General features: G+C 65.6%; 14 protein-coding genes. 5 read left to right on the top strand and 9 right to left on the bottom strand.

Translation table 11 applies throughout. The features are described from left to right. Positions 1-20 precede the first annotated feature (20 nt). Positions 21-3470, top strand: coding sequence for a transcription-repair coupling factor (gene mfd, locus FHS47_RS03530; protein WP_167023025.1), 3450 nt, complete (start codon positions 21-23; stop codon positions 3468-3470). 103 nt (positions 3471-3573) lie between these two features. Here the strand turns inward: mfd and egtD are convergent, their stop codons facing one another. Then, positions 3574-4557: an L-histidine N(alpha)-methyltransferase gene (egtD, locus tag FHS47_RS03525; protein WP_167023022.1), complete on the bottom strand. Its 984-nt coding sequence runs from the start codon at positions 4555-4557 to the stop codon at positions 3574-3576. Then, positions 4554-5822, bottom strand: coding sequence for an ergothioneine biosynthesis protein EgtB (gene egtB / locus FHS47_RS03520; RefSeq protein WP_167023019.1), 1269 nt, complete (start codon positions 5820-5822; stop codon positions 4554-4556). Before egtB ends, egtD begins: the two co-directional genes overlap by 4 nt. Before the next feature lie 181 nt (positions 5823-6003). Here egtB and FHS47_RS03515 point away from each other — a divergent pair, with 181 nt between their 5' ends. Next, a complete protein-coding gene (locus FHS47_RS03515) occupies positions 6004-6438 on the top strand; it encodes a DUF6491 family protein (protein ID WP_167023016.1) in 435 nt (144 codons plus the stop codon). A gap of 6 nt (positions 6439-6444) precedes the next feature. Here the strand turns inward: FHS47_RS03515 and FHS47_RS03510 are convergent, their stop codons facing one another. After that, positions 6445-7008 carry a hypothetical protein gene (locus FHS47_RS03510; protein WP_167023014.1) on the bottom strand — a complete coding sequence of 188 codons (564 nt, stop codon included), beginning with the start codon at positions 7006-7008 and terminating at the stop codon, positions 6445-6447. Continuing rightward, positions 7005-7685, bottom strand: coding sequence for a pyridoxamine 5'-phosphate oxidase family protein (locus tag FHS47_RS03505; RefSeq protein ID WP_208381771.1), 681 nt, complete (start codon positions 7683-7685; stop codon positions 7005-7007). The genes FHS47_RS03510 and FHS47_RS03505 overlap by 4 nt, the downstream gene beginning before the upstream one ends. Before the next feature lie 73 nt (positions 7686-7758). On the opposite strand from FHS47_RS03505, the gene FHS47_RS03500 reads away from it, so the two are divergent. Then, positions 7759-9189 (top strand): PLP-dependent aminotransferase family protein, encoded by a 1431-nt coding sequence (locus FHS47_RS03500; protein ID WP_167023012.1) that lies wholly within the window; start codon positions 7759-7761, stop codon positions 9187-9189. A 784-nt stretch (positions 9190-9973) separates the two neighbouring features. On the opposite strand, the gene FHS47_RS03495 is transcribed toward FHS47_RS03500, so the two are convergent. The 3 genes from FHS47_RS03495 to FHS47_RS03485 form a co-directional block, all read right to left on the bottom strand. Next, complete coding sequence (locus tag FHS47_RS03495; RefSeq protein WP_167023010.1) at positions 9974-10390, bottom strand: hypothetical protein; 417 nt, start codon at positions 10388-10390, stop codon at positions 9974-9976. A 77-nt stretch (positions 10391-10467) separates the two neighbouring features. Further along, positions 10468-12612 carry a bifunctional 23S rRNA (guanine(2069)-N(7))-methyltransferase RlmK/23S rRNA (guanine(2445)-N(2))-methyltransferase RlmL gene (gene rlmKL, locus FHS47_RS03490; protein ID WP_167023008.1) on the bottom strand — a complete coding sequence of 715 codons (2145 nt, stop codon included), beginning with the start codon at positions 12610-12612 and terminating at the stop codon, positions 10468-10470. Continuing rightward, positions 12609-13127, bottom strand: coding sequence for an alpha/beta hydrolase (locus tag FHS47_RS03485; protein WP_167023006.1), 519 nt, complete (start codon positions 13125-13127; stop codon positions 12609-12611). Before FHS47_RS03485 ends, rlmKL begins: the two co-directional genes overlap by 4 nt. 45 nt (positions 13128-13172) lie before the next feature. Between FHS47_RS03485 and FHS47_RS03480 the strand changes: the two genes are divergently transcribed. Both FHS47_RS03480 and tesB read left to right on the top strand, forming a co-directional pair. Continuing rightward, entirely contained in the window at positions 13173-13727 is a 555-nt protein-coding gene (locus tag FHS47_RS03480) for an N-acetylmuramoyl-L-alanine amidase (protein ID WP_167023004.1), read from the top strand. Positions 13728-13776: 49 nt separating this feature from the next. Next, on the top strand, positions 13777-14643 hold the full coding sequence (gene tesB / locus FHS47_RS03475; protein ID WP_167023002.1) for an acyl-CoA thioesterase II: 867 nt from the start codon (positions 13777-13779) through the stop codon (positions 14641-14643). Between the two features lie 49 nt (positions 14644-14692). On the opposite strand, the gene FHS47_RS03470 is transcribed toward tesB, so the two are convergent. Together FHS47_RS03470 and FHS47_RS03465 are read right to left on the bottom strand one after the other, a co-directional pair. Then, positions 14693-16261, bottom strand: coding sequence for an MFS transporter (locus tag FHS47_RS03470; protein ID WP_343203520.1), 1569 nt, complete (start codon positions 16259-16261; stop codon positions 14693-14695). Between the two features lie 45 nt (positions 16262-16306). Next, positions 16307-18928: a DUF6543 domain-containing protein gene (locus FHS47_RS03465; protein ID WP_167022998.1), complete on the bottom strand. Its 2622-nt coding sequence runs from the start codon at positions 18926-18928 to the stop codon at positions 16307-16309. Between the last annotated feature and the right edge of the window lie 71 nt (positions 18929-18999).

Here is an 18999-nt window from a genome sequence, read left to right as displayed (position 1 = left end):
CAAGGCCCAAGCCCGATTCCATGCCCGCCACGCTTCCCAGCCCGCCGCTTCCCGTCAACGCCAAGACCCGCCGTTACTGGACCGCTCCGCACGGTTCGTCCTGGGCGCTGGAGGTAGCCGAGGCCGCGCGCGCCCACGCGGGCCTGCTCGTGGTGGTGGTGCGCGACACCCGCAGTGCGGACAACCTGGAAAGCGAACTGGCCGTGTTCGCCGGCGATCTCGCCGTGCTGCATTTCCCGGATTGGGAAACCCTGCCGTACGACGTCTTCAGTCCGCACCCCGAGGTTGTCTCGCAACGCATCGCCACCCTGTACCGCCTTCCGTCGACCCGGCGCGGCGTGCTGGTCGTGCCCGTGGCCACGCTCATGCAGCGGATCGCGCCGCGCACCCACGTCACGGGCTCCGGCCTGGTGCTGCGCAAGGGCCAGAAGCTCGACCTCGCCGCGGAACAGCGTCGCCTCGAGGCCGCCGGCTACCGCAACGTGCCCCAGGTAAGCGAGCCCGGCGACTTCGCCGTGCGTGGCGCGCTGATCGACATCTACGCGATGGGCGCCAGCGAGCCCTACCGGGTGGAACTGTTCGATGACGAAATCGAGTCGATCCGCACATTCGACACCGAGACACAGCGTTCCCAGCACCAGGTCGAAGGTGTGGATCTCCTTCCCGCCCGCGAATTCCCGGTAACCGAGGAAGCCGCCAAGGATTTCCGGACAAACCTGCGCGAACGCTTCCCCATCGACATCCGGCGCTGCCCGCTGTACCAGGACATGAAGGAAGGCGTCACGCCCGGCGGCATCGAGTACTACCTGCCGCTGTTCTTCAAGACCACGGAAACCCTGTTCGATTACATCGCCGGCGACGCGCTGTTCGTGCTCGGCGAGGGCGCGCTGGAGTCCTCCGAGCAGTTCTGGACGCAGGTTGGCGAGCGCTACGAACAGCGCGCGCACGACATCGAACGCCCCGTGCTCCCGCCGGCGGAGATCTACCTGCCGCCGGAACAACTGCGCGAGCGCCTCAACCGTCAGGTCCGGGTCGATGTCGTTGGAAAAGACCACGAGCACGCCGTGGACCTCGGGACCCTGCCCGCGCCGGAGGTACCCCTTAACCGCAAGGGCGAGGAACCCGGCACCGCACTGCGGCACTTCCTGAAGAACTATCCGGGCCGTGTGCTGGTCGCCGCCGATTCCGCTGGCCGTCGCGAAGCATTGATCGAACAGCTTGCCGGCGCCGGCCTCAAACCGGCGAACGTGGATGGCTGGAAGGACTTCCTCGCCCGTGGCGAACCGCTGGCGATAACGGCCGCGTCGCTGGAACAAGGCTTCGCGCTGAAGGAGCCTGCGCTCACCGTGCTCACCGAACGCGAACTGTTCGGCGAACGCGTGCGCACGGATCGCAAGCGCCGCGCCGGCGCCGCGCGCGATCCGGAAAGCATCATCAAGGACCTCACGGAGCTGTCGATCGGCTCGCCCATCGTGCATATCGATCACGGCGTGGGCCGTTACCAGGGCCTCGTCTCGCTCGACGTCGGCGACATGCCCGGCGAGTTCCTTACCATCGAATACGCAAAGGGCGACAAGCTCTACGTGCCCGTGGCCCAGCTCGGCCTTGTCAGCCGTTACACGGGCACCGCGCCCGAGCTGGCGCCCCTGCATTCGCTCGGCGGCGACGCCTGGGAACGCGCGCGCAAGAAGGCCGCGGAGAAAGTGCGCGACGTCGCGGCGGAGCTGCTGGCGATCTACGCGCAGCGTGAAGCCCGCCAGGGCGAAGCCTTGCCGGTCGACCGCCAGATGATCGAGGAATTCGCGGCCACGTTCCCCTTCGAGGAAACACCCGATCAGCAGGCGGCGATCGACGCGGTGATCGTCGATCTCGCCGCGCCGCGCGCCATGGATCGCGTGGTCTGCGGCGACGTTGGCTTCGGCAAGACGGAAGTGGCGCTGCGCGCGGCGTTCGCCGCCGCAACGGCTGGAAAACAGGTGGCCGTCCTCGTGCCCACCACCCTGCTCGCGCAGCAGCACTATCGCAATTTCGCCGATCGCTTCGCCGACTGGCCGGTGCGGGTCGAGGTACTGTCGCGCTTCAAGTCGAAGAAGGAAGTGGACGCAGCCCTGGAACGCCTGGCCGAAGGCCAGATCGACGTGATGGTGGGCACGCACAAGCTGCTGCAGGCGGACATCCGCTTCAAGAACCTCGGGCTCGTCATCGTCGACGAAGAACAGCGTTTCGGCGTGCGCCAGAAGGAGCAGCTGAAAAAGCTGCGGGCGGAGGTGGATCTGCTGACCCTTACCGCCACACCTATCCCGCGCACGCTGAACATGGCCATGAGCGGACTGCGCGACCTGTCCATCATCGCTACTCCGCCCGCGCACCGCACGGCCGTGCGCACGTTGATCTCGACCTACCAGCCCGCGTTGATCCGCGAGGCGATCCAGCGCGAGCTGGCGCGCGGCGGCCAGGTCTATTTCCTCCACAACGAAGTGCAATCGATCGACCGCACCGCGCGCGAACTGGGCGAACTGGTGCCTGAGGCGCGCATTCGCGTGGCGCATGGGCAGATGCCCGAGCGTGAACTCGAGGAAGTGATGGCCGACTTCCATCGCCAACGCTTCAACGTGCTCGTTTCCACCACGATCATCGAATCCGGCATCGACATTCCCACCGCCAACACGATCGTCGTCAATCGCGCGGACCGGTTCGGTCTCGCCCAGCTGCACCAACTGCGCGGGCGCGTGGGCCGCTCTCATCACCGCGCATACGCCTACCTGATCGTGCCGGACCGGAAAGCCATGACCGCCGACGCGGAAAAGCGGCTGGAGGCTCTCGCGTCACTGGAAGAACTGGGCGCCGGCTTCACCCTGGCCACGCACGATCTCGAAATTCGCGGCGCCGGTGAGATGCTGGGCGAGGAACAGTCGGGCCAGATCCAGGAAATCGGTTTCGGGCTGTACACGGAATTGCTCGACCGCGCGGTTCGCGCGCTGAAGTCTGGGAAGGTGCCCGATTTCGACCTTACCTCCGAACACGAAACGGAAGTAGAGCTGCATTTGCCGGCCCTCATTCCGGAGGACTACCTGCCCGACGTGCATACGCGTCTCACGCTGTACAAGCGCATCGCCAGCGCGCGCAACGAGGACGGCCTTCGCGAACTGCAGGTGGAGATGATCGACCGTTTCGGACTGCTGCCCGATCAGACGAAATGCCTTTTCGCCGTCGCGCAACTGAAACTGATGGCCACGCCGCTGGGTGTGCGCAAGCTCGACTTCGGCCCGAATGGGGGGCGCGTCACCTTCCGCGAGAAGCCCGATATCGATCCGATGGCCTTGATCAAGCTGATCCAGCAGCAGCCGCGGATCTACAAGATGGACGGGCAGGACAAGCTTCGCGTGCTGATGGAATTGCCCGGTTCGACCGAGCGCATCCGTGCGGCGCAGGATCTGCTGGTTGCGCTCGGCGCGCCCCGCCCCGGCTGACGATGGATCGCCGACAGGGTCGGCTCCCACCAGGTTACGAAGGAAACCCACGGCTTGGTTCCTTCCCCGGTAGGAGCCGACCCTGTCGGCGAGGCAAAGGGTTCTAGCCGGCGGGGTCTGCTCTGACCAGGTACTGCACGCTGAAACGCTGCTCGTCGTCCGTCCAGACCTGTGCCACCGAAAGGCCCGCCTTTCCCGCCATCTGGGCGAAGTCGTCGAGCGAATACTTGCAGCTGTATTCCACGTGCATGGGTTCGTCTTCGCGGAACGCGAAGGTGTCGCCACCGACATGCACTTCCTGGCGCCTCGTGCTCACGAGATCCGTTTCGATACGCCCTGCCAGTGCGTTGTAACGTGCGCGGTGACGGAATGCGGAGACGTCGAAGTCGGTGCCCACCTCGTTGTTCAGGCGCACGAGCATGTTCAAGGTGAATTCGCGCGTAACGCCGGCCGCATCGTTGTAGGCAGCTTCGATCTGTGCCGGGTCCTTCTTGAGGTCGACACCGATCAGCACGCCCCCACCCACGCTCATCTCCGCTCGCATCTGCCGAAGGATGCGGATCGCGTCCTTCGCTTCGAAGTTGCCGATCGTGGAGCCCGGGAAATAGATGATCGTGCGACGTGGCGGCCGCGCCGCCACAGGCAGACGCAGCGGCTGGGTGAAGTCGGCGCACACCGGCTGCATGGGCACGTCGGGAAAGCGGGAGGCCAGCCCGGCCACGCTTTCCATCAGCGCGCTACGCGATATTTCCACCGGCACGTAGGCGACCGGCGTCTGCAGGTGTTCGAGCAGCATGCGCGTCTTGATGCCGCTGCCGCTGCCGTATTCCACCAGGCGCACGTCGGGGCCCAGTACCTGCGCGATGTCCGCGGCATGGTCGCGCATGATCGCGATCTCGGTGCGCGTGAGGTAGTACTCCGGCTGCTCGCAGATCCGCTCGAAAAGCGCGGAACCGCGCTCATCGTAGAAGAGCCGCGAGGGGAGTTTTTTCTGTTTGGCGGAGAGTCCGCGCCGCACGACCTCCAGGGTGTCCTCTACATCCGGATGACGGTCGTCTACGCGGATGTCCTTGGGTTGAGCGCTCATCGATCGGTTCCCAGTCGTATCCCCGAAAACTGCCAGCGGGCATGGGGAGGAAAGAAATTTCGGTAAGTGGCACGAATATGGTCGGCAGGGGTGGCGCAAGAGCCACCGCGCAGGACCCACTGCCCGTTCATGAACTTGCCGTTGTACTCACCCAGCGCGCCGGCCAAGGGCCGGAAGCCCGGATAACTGATATAGGGGCTCATCGTCCATTCCCAAACGTCGCCGAACATCTGCGCAAGACCGCCGTCGGATGGGGAAGCAACGGGTTGGAACATATCGCTGTCCTGAAGGTTCCCTTGCACGGGGATGCCATTCGCCATCGTCTCCCACTCCACTTCGGTGGGCAGGCGCGCACCGGCCCAGCGAGCGAACGCGTCGGCCTCGAAATAGCTGACGTGGCACACGGGCGCGTGCGGATCGATGGCGCAGCGGCCTTGCAGCGTGAATTCCGTCTCGAGCGCGTCGTCCCAGTACAGCGGCCTTTCCCATCCCTCGCTCTGCACCGTGGCCCATCCGTCGGAGAGCCACAGCGTCGGCTCCCGATATCCGCCGTCGTTCACGAAAGCCATGAACTCCGCGTTCGTGACCGGACGATTGGCGATGGCGCCTGCCTGCCTGTAGGTGCGATGACGCGGCCCCTCGTTGTCGAAGGCGAAACCGTTGCCGTCGTGCCCGATCGTCACCACGCCTTCGTCGAAAGGCAGGTATTCGAGCGGGCGCGGTGCGACCGAAACGGCACGCATCGCATCTGACCGATAGACGGGCTGCAACGGATTCTGCGCGAACGCGTGTTTGATGTCGGTGAGCAGAAGCTCCTGGTGTTGCTGCTCATGCTGCAGCCCAAGTTCGACAAGCACCGACAATTCGTCGTCGTCGCCGCGCTCGATGCGTTCGGCAACGGCATCGTCGACGCGCCTGCGATACGACAGCACCTCGTCCAGCGCGGGGCGCGTGAGCATGCCGCGCCGGGGACGTGCGTGCATCGGGCCCACGGACTGGTAGTAGGAGTTGAAGAGAAAATGCCATTCGGGATTCGCCGGCACGTAGTCCGGATCCCGGCCGAGCACGAACTGCTCGAAGAACCAGGTGGTGTGGGCCAGGTGCCACTTCGTCGGACTGGCATCCGGCATCGACTGCACGACCGTATCCTCAGGCCGCAACGGCGCCGCCAGTGCCTCGGAGCGATGGCGGATGCGGAGAAAGCGGCGGGCGAGGTCCGCGCGGGCAGGCGAGGTCGAGGAAATGCCTAGCGGGCGGACGGACATGCGGCGGTTCCGATACGGCCGGTGGGGACGGCGATGCTCGGAGACGATGCCCTAGGAAACGTTCAACGAACGTGAGCGCAGCCTGCCACCAGCTTAACGACCGGTGCACCTGGACCGCCTGCACTCTCGCCTCCGGGCCCGTTCGGGCTTAACGTGGGCCACTCGCCCCGGAGGATGCGCCATGAACGTCCGTTACCTTCTCGCCGCTTCGCTGCTCTTCACCTGCGCCGTGCAGGCACAGGACGCTCGGCCCCAGGCACGCAAGGAACTCCCGGTGGCCGACTGCATGCGCACGGACCGCATCAGCAACTGGGCCATGGTGGATAACCGCACGGTGGTCGTCGCGAACGGCCCCAATTTCTTCAAGATCACGACCACCGCCGACTGCCCCCGCATGGACCTCGGCGGCGGCATCCGTTTCCGCGCCGCCGAGAACATCAAGGCCGTCGCCCCCATGCGCATCTGCGGCAGCATCAACGAACAGATCGTGCGCCGCGACGATCCGCCGTGCCAGATCGGCACCGTCGAGAAGATCGACAAGGAAACATACAAGCGCCTGGAAAAGAATGCCCAGCGCAAGGGGTCGGGCGCGGAGCCGAACGGCATGGTGCGCTGATCGCTCCTACCGTACGCGGGTGTCCGTCGCGATCCAGTTGAGTTCCCACGTCGCTCCGCCGTCCGCCGAATAGGCCTGCTCGAACCGGGCCGAATCGGCGGACGGGCGCGTGACGACGAAACGCACCAGGATTGCCTTGCCGTTCGCCGTGTCCGTGCCGGCGAAGGTGCCGACGCCCTTCTTGTCGAATCGGCCGTAAACCGGGGCTGTCAGCAGGCCATCGCGAGCATTCGCGAAATTGAGGCTCCATTGATGGGAACGCGGGCTGTAGAGACGTAGCGAGCCGCCCTCGATGGTTCCGCCGGCGCCCTTCACCTTCAGCTCGACGAAGTTGGCCTTGCCGTCGAGCAGCGGCGTGACGACGCTCGTACCCGAAAACTCGGCCCATCTGGCGGGTTCGCCCGAAAGCGGGTTTTGCAGCACGCGCACTTTCGTCAACCACCGCCCCCATTCCCAATCGAAATCGTGCTGTCCGTCCGGCGCAGGCGTCGGCAAGCCCTGTTCCACGGCGACGACCCGAGGGCCTGCCAACGCGAGGCACAGCGCCGCGACAAGATGCCGGGGCGTCACGAGGCAGCCTTTCCTGCCGATGTACGCACGGCCGCGAACTCGCCGGGACACCCAAGGTAGGCCGGTGCGCCAATGGCGGGGTCCAGCAACGGATCGGCGACCGGAGCCGCCGCGGACATGGAGAGCGGCAGCACGCCAGCCCAGACCGCGCGACCGAGGTCCGCGTCGTCATCGACCGGCGGGCCCGTGCGCACCTTGGCGGACGCCTCTTCGATATCGAGCTGCAGGACGGCTGTCTGCGTGAGTTCGGCCCGTGTCGGGCCGCGCACGTCTTCCCAACGGCCCGCCAGCAGATGATCGGAAAGGATGCGTAGTGCGCGGAGCTTCGCGCGAGGTTCTTCGACGGGTCGGGCGCCACCGAACGCCACTACGGAGCGGTAGTTCAGCGAGTGATTGAACGCGGAGCGCGCGAGCACCAAACCATCCACCAAGGTGACCGAGACACAGACGGGAATGGCGCCGCGTAGCTCCCCCATGATGCGCGCGCTGGCCGCGCCGTGAAGGAACAATGTGCGGCCGTCGCGGCCGTACAGCATGGGCAGGACGAAGGGCTGTCCCTCGCTTGCGAAGGCGATGCTGGCCATGAAGCCCGCATCCAGGATCGCGGCGATGACCGCCCAATCGTGCGTGCCGCGGGCAGCGAGTTGCCTCAACTCCGAGCGCGACGTGTGCTCCAAGACCCACCCCCAATTTCATTATGGACACAGCGATGGTGGCCGCTATAGTGGTCTTGTTGAAGAGCCACTTTTTATGGAATTGTCCATACCACTTCATCCAGGTAGCCCTCTTGGCCGGCAGATCTTCGAGGGCGTTCGCCATGCGATCCGCTCGGGTCGCCTGGGCGCAGGCGATCGGCTTCCCTCCACGAGGGACCTCGCCGAGCAGTGGAGCGTCTCGCGCTCCGTCGTGGTCACCGCTTTCGAACAGCTCCAGGCCGAGGGCTACATCGCCGCCCGTCGCGGCTCGGGATGTTTCGTCTCGCCCGAGGTCGCGGCAAAGGCGCCCGAACGCCCTGCCGCCGCCATCGACCTGTCCCGGTACGGCCGGCACCTGTCGGCCGCGCCATCCGAAGGCTTCGTCTTTCCCGCAACCCGCGCCTGGCGGCGGTACGACTTCGCTTATGGCCGCAGCGACGTCGCCGACTTCCCGTTCGCGCGCTGGCGGCGGCTCCTGACGAAGCACGCAAGGCAGGCCTCGACGCGCGAACTCGACTATGGCCCGGCCGCCGGCCATCCGAGCCTGCGGGAAGCGATCTGCACCCATGTCAGACGCTCGCGGGGCGTGTCCTGCGAGCCGTCGCAGGTCATCGTGGTGAACGGTTCGCAGCAGGCCATCGACCTCGTCGTCCGCGTGCTGGTCGACCCCGGGGACGCGGTCGCCATCGAGAACCCCCACTACCAGGGTACCCGGGCGATCCTCGCGGCGTCCGGCGCCCGGCTTTGTCCGGTGGACGTCGACGAGGCAGGGCTTGATCCAGGCAAGCTGCCGCCTTCGGCTCGCGCCTTGTTCCTGACTCCCTCCCACCAATTCCCCACCGGCGGCGCGCTGACGATGGCACGCAGGCTAGCGATACTCGACTGGGCGAACCGGTGCGGTGCCGTGGTGGTGGAAGACGACTACGACGGCGAGTTCCGCTATGACGGGCAACCGCTGGAATCGCTGCAAGGCCTGGATGGGGGCACCAGGGTCATCTACGTCGGCACATTCTCGCGAACGGTGTTTGCGGCGCTGCGCATCGGTTACTTGATCGTGCCCAAGGCTCTCGTCGGTGTGTTCGAAGCCGCGAAATGGCTTGCCGATCGTCATACGGCGGGACTTGAACAACGTGTCCTCGCCGAGTTCATCGACTCGGGAAGCTACGAACTCCATCTCCGCCGCGTTCGCCGCAGCCTGGCGACACGCCGCGATGCACTGCTCGACGCCATGGACACGACCTGGGGAAGCACATTGCGCACGACCGGCGCGGGCGCAGGCGCGCACGTCGTGCTGTGGCTGCCGGCCAGTTCCGACGAGCGTCGAGCCATCGACACCGCTGCAAGCCATGACGTAGGCGTGTACCCCGTTTCAGGCTATTTCCTTCGCCACGCCCGCCCGGGCCTGCTGCTCGGTTACGCCCAGATGACCCTTCCCGACATCCGCGAAGGCATTCGCAGGCTCGCCACGTCCCTGTCGTCGGGATAAAAAGTTCTGGCGGCGCGTAGTGTGTAGTACGTGGCTTGGCGTCAGTTCCCAGGTTTCGGCCTCAAAACATGTCGCGCGCAAGGCGCGCTCCTACAATTCCCCCATCCGCACGAGAGACGATTCGCGACGCTCTCTGTGGGAGCCGGCTACGCCGGCGATCCCGCGGCAGCGGGCCATCTTGCCGCGAGCACCCATCGCCGCTGAAGCGGCTCCCACACAAAGCGAAGCGGCTCCCACAAGAGCACGACGCGACGGTATCGCAGCGTCCCCACCTACCGTCGTGCCTGCGAAAGCAGGCACCCAGCGCCTCGCCCGACAAGATGCGAGAGCAGCCATCGGCTCCTGCTCCGGCTCTCCCACCAACACCCCGCACCGTCCGCTGCCAGTACCCGTTCCCCTCGCCGCGATGTCTGGAGTCGAGGGTGGCCGGGCGGAAGAGGCCCGAAGGGGGCCGGCCTGGATGGCCGGCCGTCTTCGCCGAGGCAGGACGCCGAGTCGAAGCCCCCCCGCCCGGACGCCCGGGTCCGCCGCGGCGAAGCCATAAGACACTAGCCGCGCAGCGGCTCTCCGTTCGCAAGGAACGACGTAAGTCTTCGCGGCGAGGGGAACGGGTACTGGCTCTCAAGCCACGGCACAGGCGCCGCGAGCGAGGCCGCAAGGCGAGCCAAACCTACGAAGCGAACCCCACACTGACTCCACGATACGACGTCACACACGCACCCCGGAAATACGCGAAAAAAAAGCCCGGCTTGCAGCCGGGCTTCTCGTTCGTCCGAACGGACAATCAATAGCCGTCGTCGCGGACGTAGCGTGTGCCGTAGCCGTCGTCGACGTAGGTCGTCGTGGTCGTTACGCGACGGGTAACCACCGGCGCGTCTTCGTAGACCACGGTGGCCGGACGGCTGTAGTAGACGGGCCGGTCGTAGACGACCGTGCGAGGCGCGGTCGCATTGGCGACCAGACCGACCACCGCACCGGCAACGATCGCACCGGCGATCCAGCGACCCGCGCTGTCGTAGTGGCCATGGCCATGATAGTAACCGGGGTAGCCGTAGCCGCCGCGATAGTACCCACCGTGGTAGCCGTAGCCGCCATGGTAGCCGCCGTAATAGCCGTGCCCACGTGCGAACGCGCCAGGCGCGAAAGCCATCAGACCCGCAGCGGCGAGGGCCAGACTCGACTTGACGAACTTACCTTTCATGACAGTTACCTCCGGGTGTCGAGCGCAGATTCGCGCTGTGGCGCTGAATCCGGACTGAAGTTTTCTCGACCTTCCCTTCACGTTTTCCATGGGTTAACGAACGGCTTGCGAAGCAGCCAGCAACCGTGGATGTCGTGGCGCCTCGCGAAGTCGAACGGAATGCTCGCAGCGCTCCAGTCCTCAATGGAAAGGTGGGGCTCCAGCGCGGCGCGATCAAGCTGGAAACGGCGGAAATTGTTCGAGAATACGATCACGCCGTCGGGCAGCAGGCGCTCCGCGCACAGCAACAGGAGCTCCACGTGGTCGCGCTGGACGTCGAAATCCTCCGCCTTCTTGGAGTTCGAGAAGGTGGGCGGATCCACATAGATCAGCCCGTACTGCATGGAGCGATTGCGCAGGAACGTGAACGCGTCTTCCTGCACCAGGCGGTGACGGTTCCCAGTGAAGCCGTTCAGCGCGAGGTTGCGCGACGCCCAGTCGAGGTAGGTGCCCGACAGGTCGACCGTCGTGGTGTCCCGCGCATCGCCCGCCGCCGCATAGACGCTGGCCGTGCCCGTGTACGCGAACAGGTTCAGGAAATGCTTGCCCGCGGCCAGTTCCCGGATGCGCGCCCGAACGAGGCGGTGGTCCAGGAACAGTCCTGTGTCCAGGTAATCGGTGGGGTTGATGAGGAAGGTGAGCCCGCCCTCGTGCACCTCGACGAACTCGCCCTTCTGGTCGAACTGGCCGTACTTGGAACCGCCCTTGCCGCGTTCGCGCGTCTTCACAGCGATCCGTTCGCGCGGCGTGCCGAACACTTCGCCTGCCACGCGCACGATCTCGCGCACACGGATGCGGGCAACGTCCGCCGGTACGTCCTGCGGCGCCTTGTACTCCTGGATGTGCAGCCAGTCCTCGTACACGTCGATGGCTGCGGCGTATTCCGGCAGATCCTGGTCGTAGGCCCGCCAGCAGGTGATGCCTTCGCGAGCCAGCCGCTTGCGCAGGTGACGGACGTTCTTCTCCAGCCGGTTCTTCAGCATCTGCGCGCCGGCGGAGAGCGGCTTCGCTTCGCGCGGAGCCTCGTCGCGGGCGCGGAGCGAGAACGTGAGGAGCGGGGTTTCCAACGCGCCGTTGTACAGCGCGTAGCGCTTGTCCGGACTGAGACGCAGGGCACGTCCGAGTTCTTCGTCGCCCGCGAGCACCGCCGCGCGCCAACCGGCGAAGCGGTCCTTCAACGCCTGTCCCAGTTCGCGATACAGCACCGGTAGTTCGGCCCGATCGCCCAGCCGCTCGCCGTAGGGCGGATTGGTGATGACCAGGCCCAGCGGGGCGTCCGGCGGCGGCTCCACGTGAACCGCGTCGCGACGGTCCAGATGGACGAAACCGGCCACGCCCGCGCTCTGCGCGTTGCGCTTCGCGGTCTGCACCATGTGCGGGTCCGAGTCGCTACCGAAGAACACCGGCCGCAAGCTGCGCATCCCCTCGTCGGCGAGCGCCTTCGCTTCGTCGTAGATCGTGCGCCAGAGCGCGTAATCGTGTTTCAGCCAACCCAGGAACCCGTAGTAGTCCCTGCGCAGACCCGGCGCCACGCCAGCGGCCATGAGCGCCCCCTCGATCAGCAGGGTGCCGGAGCCACACATCGGATCGACAAGCGCGCCGCCCTCCGCATAGATGCGCGGCCATTGCGCGCGGACGAGCATCGCGGCGGCGAGGTTTTCCTTCAGCGGGGCCTCGCCCTGCTGCTCGCGCCAGCCGCGGCGATGCAGCGGCGAACCGGAAAGATCGATCGAGACCGTGGCGCGGTCGCGACGGAGGCGCACGTTGATCCGCAGGTCCGGTTCTTCCGGGTCGACGTCGGGCCGGGCGCCGCTGGCGGCGCGGAACTGGTCGACGATGGCGTCCTTGGTCTTCAGCGCGATGAACTGGCTATGGGTGAGCTTGCTCTGGGCCGTGTTGGCATCCACGGCCAGCGTGCCGTGCGCAGCGAGGTGCTCCGCCCAATCGATGGCCTGCACGCCCGCGTAGAGCGCGTCGGGATCGGCAGCGTCGAACTCGGCCAGGGGCAGAAGCACGCGGCTGGCCATGCGCGACCAGAGGCAGGCCCGATACGCGGTTTCCATGGTGCCCGTGAAGGACACCCCCGCCAGGGCCTCGCGCACGTCGCCGGCACCCAGGGCGACCAGTTCGTCCTTGAGAAGGTATTCCAGCCCCTTGGGACAGGTGGCGAAAAAAGCAGTCATGCCAGGGTGTCCAGGAAGCGGCGGAAGGCCGCCTCGATGTCGGGAAGGCTCGCGCCGAGGCGATGGTCGTCCTGCACCAGCAGGGCGGGCATGGCGTGGCCGCTGGCGAACGCCAGCGCCTCGTCGAGCGGGCACACGTCGTCGGCGTACCCATGCACAAGGAAGGACGGCACGCCAGGCCGCACAGCGAAGGAGCGTGGATAGCCCGGAATGCGCGTGGGCAGGGCGAGCAGGAAAAGGCCCGCCACCGGCGCATCCAGCGAGGCGAGGCCGGAAACGAAGGCGCCCATGCTCGACCCGACCAGGACCGGGGGCGTCGGCGATGCCGAGATCGCGGCGGCCAGGCGCGCCAGGCGCGGATCGATGGACCCCGCGTGACCCCGGGCATCGTCCTCTCGGTAATCCGGCCGCGCCGTGCTCCAGCCGAGCGATTCGGCGACGGCGGCGAGGGCACTCACCTTGGTGGCGTCGGGGCCGGAATCGGAACCGTGGGAAAGGATGATATGGCCGCGCATGGCGGTCTCCGTACGCGGAATGACCGGCTATGTTATCAAAGCGGCATGATCGACATTCTCCATGCCCCCCTGCCCTACGAATCCCGCCTGCCCGAGCGTCTTCCGGACGAGATCGACCTTGTCGTCATCCATTGCACCGAACTGCCCGATCTGGCCATGGCCCGCGAGTACGGCGAGCGCGTGCTCTACGATTCGGGCGCCGGCAACAGCGGCCACTACTACATCGACCGCGACGGCTCGGTGCTCTGCTACGTCGACCCGCTGCGCGTCGCCCACCACACCCGTGGCTACAACCCGCGCTCGATCGGCATCGAACTGGTGAACACCGGCCGTTATCCCGACTGGTTCCATTCGGCGCGGCAGACCATGACCGAGCCTTACCCGGAACGCCAGATCGCGGCCCTGCGCGCCCTGCTCGACCACCTCGTGGAGCGTTTCCCCTCGCTGCGCCACATCGCGGGGCACGAGGACCTGGACACGGCCATGGTGCCCGCGAGCGACGACCCGGAGAACGAGGTGCCCCGCAAGCGCGATCCCGGTCCGCAGTTCCCCTGGGCCCGCGCTTACGACGCCGCCCGGCTGGGCCGGCTCACGGCCTAGCCCCGGTATACTTCCGCCCCCAGTATCACCGTCACATCCAAGGGACCCCATGTCGGACAACCACGTCGGCGAACTCGTCGAATTGCTCGAACTCGAACGACTGGAGGACAACCTGTTCCGGGGCCAGAGCCGCGACATCGGCACGCGCTTTGTCTTCGGCGGCCAGGTATTGGGCCAGGCGCTGTCGGCCGCGCAGCGCACCGTGGACCCGCATCGCGAGGCCCATTCGCTGCACGCGTATTTCCTGCGCGCCGGCGACATCAATGCGCCCATCGTCTACAGCGTGGAGCGCACCCGCGACGGCGGCTCGTTCTCGTCGCGACGCGTGGTCGCCATCCAGCACGGCCAGCCCATCCTCAACAGTTCCGTTTCGTTCCAGGTACCGGAAACGGGCTACGAGCACCAGATTTCCATGCCTGAAGTGCCGGCACCGGAAGACGTGGAACCGATGCCCGCGGTTTCCGTCGAGCAACTCGGCCGGCTGCCTGAAAAGACCCAGCGCTGGCTCGGTGTCGACGGCCCCTTCGAGTTCCGTCACGTATGGCCCAGGGACGAGCTTCGCCCGGCAAAGCGGCCCCCTTACCAGCACATATGGTTCCGTCTCACGGCACCCATCGACGACACGCCATCGATGCACCAGGCGCTGCTTGCGTATGCATCCGACTTCCACCTGATCGGTACCGCCACGCTGCCGCACGGCATTTCCTACCTCACGCGGAACATGCAAATGGCCAGCCTGGACCATGCGCTGTGGTTCCACCGTCCGTTTCGCATCGACGAGTGGTTGCTGTACTCGTTCGACAGCCCGACCTCACAAGGCGCTCGCGGCCTGGCACGTGGCTCTATCTACACGCGCGACGGCGTTCTCATCGCTTCGACAGCGCAGGAAGGCCTGATCCGCGTGCGCCCGGATTGACGTCAGTTAACCGTGAGCCCGGATAGGCGGGCCACGGTCGGCAAGCCCCTTATGAGCACGAGGCCTCCACACCGGTCCGTTCGTGAAACCGGCTTTTTCGCACGAGCGCGAAGATCGATAGGGTGGACACCAGCATCGCGCAACCGACCAAAAGGCAGGACAACGAGAACGCCTTGTCGAAGGCGACGCGCGCAGCCTGTTGCAACGGGACACCCACCGACTGGGGCAGACCTGCCGCTGCCACCTCTGCCTCGCCCACGGATAGACGCACGGCCCGTGCCACGGAGGCAGCCAGCCCGTCCGGCACATGGACGGTGCGCGTATACAAGCCCGCCGCGAAGCTGCCCACCACGGCGATGCCGAGAACATTGCCCACTTCGTAGGCTGTGGATTGCAACGCTGCCGCGCTGCCTGCCCGTTCCGCCGGGGCAGCCATGACCACCACGGTGGTGGCGCTCGACAGGGCGAGGCTAACCCCCGCACCAAGGCACGCCAGGGATACGGCAAACGGTACCAGCGAGTCGCTGGTGTAGAGCGCCGGGATGAACAAGGCCACCGAGATCGATGCCATGCCGGCCAGCATCACGTCGCGCACGTGCCAACGGGCCAGGGAGTAAGGAACCGCCAGGACGGCGAGCAACGCGGAAAGCGTTGCCGGCAAAAGCCAAAGCCCTGCCCCAAGGGGATTCTGGCAATGCACGAACTGGAGCCACTGCGACGCCAGAAAGATCGTAGAACTCAGGGAGAACATGACCACTGCATACACGGCGACGCCTGCGGTAAAACCGCGTACGCCGAAAAGGCGGATGTCGAGCAAGGGATCGTGCGACCTCCATTGACGGCGCACGAACCACGCCATCGTCGCGATGCCGGCAGCGACCATCGCCGCCGAATCGGCGGCTGCCGCGTCAGGCTTGCCAAGCAGCTTGATCCCCTGCACGAGTGCCGTCATACCCACGAACGACAGAGCGACACCCGTCCAATCCCACGTGCCGACACGCGGCGTGACGGACTCGCGCACCGTGATAGCCACAAGCGGCACGGCCACCATCACGATCGCCACATTGACAAGGAATGCGGCTTGCCAGTCGAAAGCGTGCACCAGGGCGCCGCCGAGCACCGGCCCCACGGCGGCCCCTGCGCACCCGGCCATACCGCATGCCGAGAGGGCGATGGTGCGTTCCTTCGCATCGCCGAATGTTTCGCGAATCAGCGAAAGGAGCGTGGGCATGATCATCGCCCCACCGACACCTAAGAGGGCCCTGCAAGCGATGGCCTGCCAGGGTTGCCGCACCCATTCCGCCAGGAGCGAGGCCAGGCCGAAGACGGCCAGGCCGCAAAGGAGCATCCGACGGCGACCGTAACGGTCGCTGAGTGCGCCCATGGTGATCAACAGGCCGGCGAGCAGAAGCGCGTAAGCGTTCACTATCCAGAGCTGCTCCATGGCCGTCGGGCGCAGTTCACGGATCAGCGTCGGCATGACCGTGTGCAATATGTTGGCATCCATGGCAACCATGAGCATGCACAGGCACAACGTGCCCAAAACGATCCATCGCCGCACATCCAACTCCTTTCGATCAAGGCGCGGTCGGACGTCCGTGCCAGGGGTGTGAGTTATATCCGTTTCCGTTCGGGCACGTTTGAGAAAAGGAGCGTTTTGAAGTTATTGGAAGCCAAGCCGTCGACGGTCGACCACGGACGCTGGCTCCCGGCCACCGGCCGAGCGTCGCCCGGTGTATTTATTCGACGCGTTGATATCCAGTTGACCGCTGACGTATTCCTGAAAGGCGCTTAGAGGAACACCGTAGGGTGTCGACACATAGGACGACCGGTAGATATCAGCCAACTTTCGTGCGACCTCCCGGTCGGTCGAATCGATGATGAAGATGTTCTCCGGCGACACATCCGCCGGGAAATGGACTTCGTCGAGGGGAAGGTCGTAAGTGCGCGGGTCGTGATTGTCGGATGCGGCGGCGACGGGACGGCGCTCCGTCCGGATGGCGTATTGATGGAAGCTCGGCCGACAGGCCATACACGAAAAACCTAGCTGCCAGTCCTCAAGCACCCTATTGTTCGCCCGGAGCGAGCCGCTCCCGATCGTGGTCGGCTGCCTGAGCATCGGCTCAAGATCGTGAAAGTCCGAAGACGGCCCGAACCCGCCGTTACGCAAGAGCTCCGCCGGGCTCCTCGAATCGACCCGGAAGACGAGCGAACGACCGAAGGACTGCCGGTACCCGGCCCGATTAGTGGCCAACGGTTGCGCTCTGGAGTCGTCCCGCCGACGTCGTTGTATTTCGATGCCGACCTTCTTCAGGTCGATGATCCTGCGAGTCCAATCCTCGGCATCGTTCGATACGCGCTGGACAAGGTAGCCCAACGTACCCGGTTCACTCTGGAGGGCAGTCATGTCCAACGGGCGTTCGGACGACAGCACCCCCATGGAATAGGCGATCCTCGGTTCCACTGCGTCTGCGCCCACCGCGGGCTGCGCACCCGGTTCCGACACGGCGCCGCCCGTGGTCACGGAAGGCAAAGGAGGTAGTGCCTCGAGCTCGATCGAGGTAGTGGACGGCGCAGCAGGACGCCCTGTCGACGCGAACCCATGCAAGGCGGCGCTCGTGCTCAAGTTGGTGACGGCTGTCATCACCGCACCTTCGAGGGCGTTGTTCCTGGTGGCGGTGGTCCTTCCGTTTATGCCTTCGTCGATCCCCGTGCCAAGCGCCATAAGCGCAGTGCCCGCCTGAACAGGGAGGGCCAGCGCGGGCACATAGCCCACCGGACCCAGCACGGCGACTGTCCGGTTGAGCGTGGTACGCCATGCGTCCCATGCCGTGCTGGTTCTCATCCGTGCATCGTCACGCAGCCGCCCTTCTACCTGGACACGCATGTCCTCGAAGACATCGCCGGTAATCGACGCATTCTGGACATCGACCGCGCGGCCGTCCGCGATCCAACGTCCGGAGGCAAGATGAGCCAGCCCCTGGCTCACGCCCGTCCGGAACGCACCGTCCTGGCCGTTGTAGATCGAGAAGTGCGACAGGGTTTCATCGAGCGATGCACGATTTCCTGCCTTCCGAACCACCCACTCGCGAAGTTCGCCTTCGTTGCTGAAGGTGACAAAGGGCGATGACGCGCCCGGGATATACATGACCTCGCTGCCGTCGCTTGCGACGAAACGCAGAATGTCGCTGGCCGCGTAGCCGTTGATGTCGAAACGCCTGACCGCGACGGAAGCATCGGCCGGAGTGTTCCTCAACTGCCACAATGCGATCGGGCCATGCAACGGTACTTGTGGCGCGCCGCCCTTCATGACCAGTTCGTACTGCTGTCTCGTCAGAGTGCGGCGGGCAAGCGCCCGACGCGCTTCATGGACGAAGTGATACCGGGCCAGGAGCGGCCACTCGTCCTTTCCGTGTTCCCAGTACTCGTCGAACTCTTCCTTGAGCCGTTTGATGTAAGGGAGTTCGGAAAAGAGCCCCTCTTCCTTGAATGTGTCGATGATCTGCGACAGTTTGAGAGAACTCCGGTTTTCCGGCAGGAACGTGGAGGAGCGCGGAAAGATCCCGAACGAGAGGTCCAAGGCGCGAGCGTCCTCGCCGACTGTATCGATGACATTCCCCGCGCCAATGAAGGTGTTGTAGATGTACCCGGGCCCCGTGCGGCTCCAGAGGAACCTTCCGACCCTCGAGAAGCATTGCCCTCCGTTACTGCAGGTGATCACGTCCCGCAGGAAGCCAAGCGCCGTTGGACTTTGCCCGCCACCCGTCAGTCCAGCCACCGCATCGGAAAACGCCCCGAAGAAACTGTGCCGGGAATGATCCGGAAACGCGTTCATCAGCGCATCGGTCAGCACCATGACGTTGTCGGCGCTTCCCTCCATGAGTTTCTGTGTCGTCGCAAAATGCGCGACCACGTACATGTCCCCGTCGACCCCCAACCGCTCCTTAATGAACGACCGGGCCACCTCTCTCGCATCGGGTGCGGGCCACCCCCGGCTCCGGATGAGCATCTCCCAGTATGCGTGGGCGTCCTGCGCCGTGACGAACAGCGGCGCGAAGGCGGGTGCTGTCATCGTCGAGCCTGGGCTGAACGGGGACACCGTACCGTTCTGAGTTGGTCTGTCGGTGTGCGTGGCGATGGTGCTCACGCTGTTGCCCTGGGTGTTCTGGTCGCTTTGCGCGCCTGTCGTGGTCTGCGTCGTCGTCCCGTCGACGGGCTGCGCGAGCGCGGCCGCCAGCAGTCCCGTCGCGAGAACGCGACGCGCCATGGAGGAGCGATGCTGCATGATGTGTTCCCTTAGTTCGTGGGCAATGAAGCCGTCACGATAGTTCGCACGCCCGCAGCCACTCTGTCGCC

The sequence above is a fragment of the Luteibacter sp. SG786 genome, assembly GCF_011759605.1.
Classification (GTDB): Bacteria; Pseudomonadota; Gammaproteobacteria; order Xanthomonadales; family Rhodanobacteraceae; genus Luteibacter.
The sequence above is the reverse complement of the archived record's forward strand: the minus strand, read 5'-3'. Positions and strand labels throughout refer to the sequence as shown.

Excerpts from the sequence above, each read along its gene's own strand:
- mfd (WP_167023025.1), top strand. The coding sequence starts at position 21 with ATGCCCGCCACGCTTCCCAGCCCGCCGCTTCCCGTCAACGCCAAGACC.
- egtD (WP_167023022.1), bottom strand. The coding sequence starts at position 4,557 with ATGAGCGCTCAACCCAAGGACATCCGCGTAGACGACCGTCATCCGGAT.
- egtB (WP_167023019.1), bottom strand. The coding sequence starts at position 5,822 with ATGTCCGTCCGCCCGCTAGGCATTTCCTCGACCTCGCCTGCCCGCGCG.
- FHS47_RS03515 (WP_167023016.1), top strand. The coding sequence starts at position 6,004 with ATGAACGTCCGTTACCTTCTCGCCGCTTCGCTGCTCTTCACCTGCGCC.
- FHS47_RS03500 (WP_167023012.1), top strand. The coding sequence starts at position 7,759 with ATGGAATTGTCCATACCACTTCATCCAGGTAGCCCTCTTGGCCGGCAG.
- FHS47_RS03495 (WP_167023010.1), bottom strand. The coding sequence starts at position 10,390 with ATGAAAGGTAAGTTCGTCAAGTCGAGTCTGGCCCTCGCCGCTGCGGGT.
- rlmKL (WP_167023008.1), bottom strand. The coding sequence starts at position 12,612 with ATGACTGCTTTTTTCGCCACCTGTCCCAAGGGGCTGGAATACCTTCTC.
- FHS47_RS03485 (WP_167023006.1), bottom strand. The coding sequence starts at position 13,127 with ATGCGCGGCCATATCATCCTTTCCCACGGTTCCGATTCCGGCCCCGAC.
- FHS47_RS03480 (WP_167023004.1), top strand. The coding sequence starts at position 13,173 with ATGATCGACATTCTCCATGCCCCCCTGCCCTACGAATCCCGCCTGCCC.
- tesB (WP_167023002.1), top strand. The coding sequence starts at position 13,777 with ATGTCGGACAACCACGTCGGCGAACTCGTCGAATTGCTCGAACTCGAA.
- FHS47_RS03465 (WP_167022998.1), bottom strand. The coding sequence starts at position 18,928 with ATGCAGCATCGCTCCTCCATGGCGCGTCGCGTTCTCGCGACGGGACTG.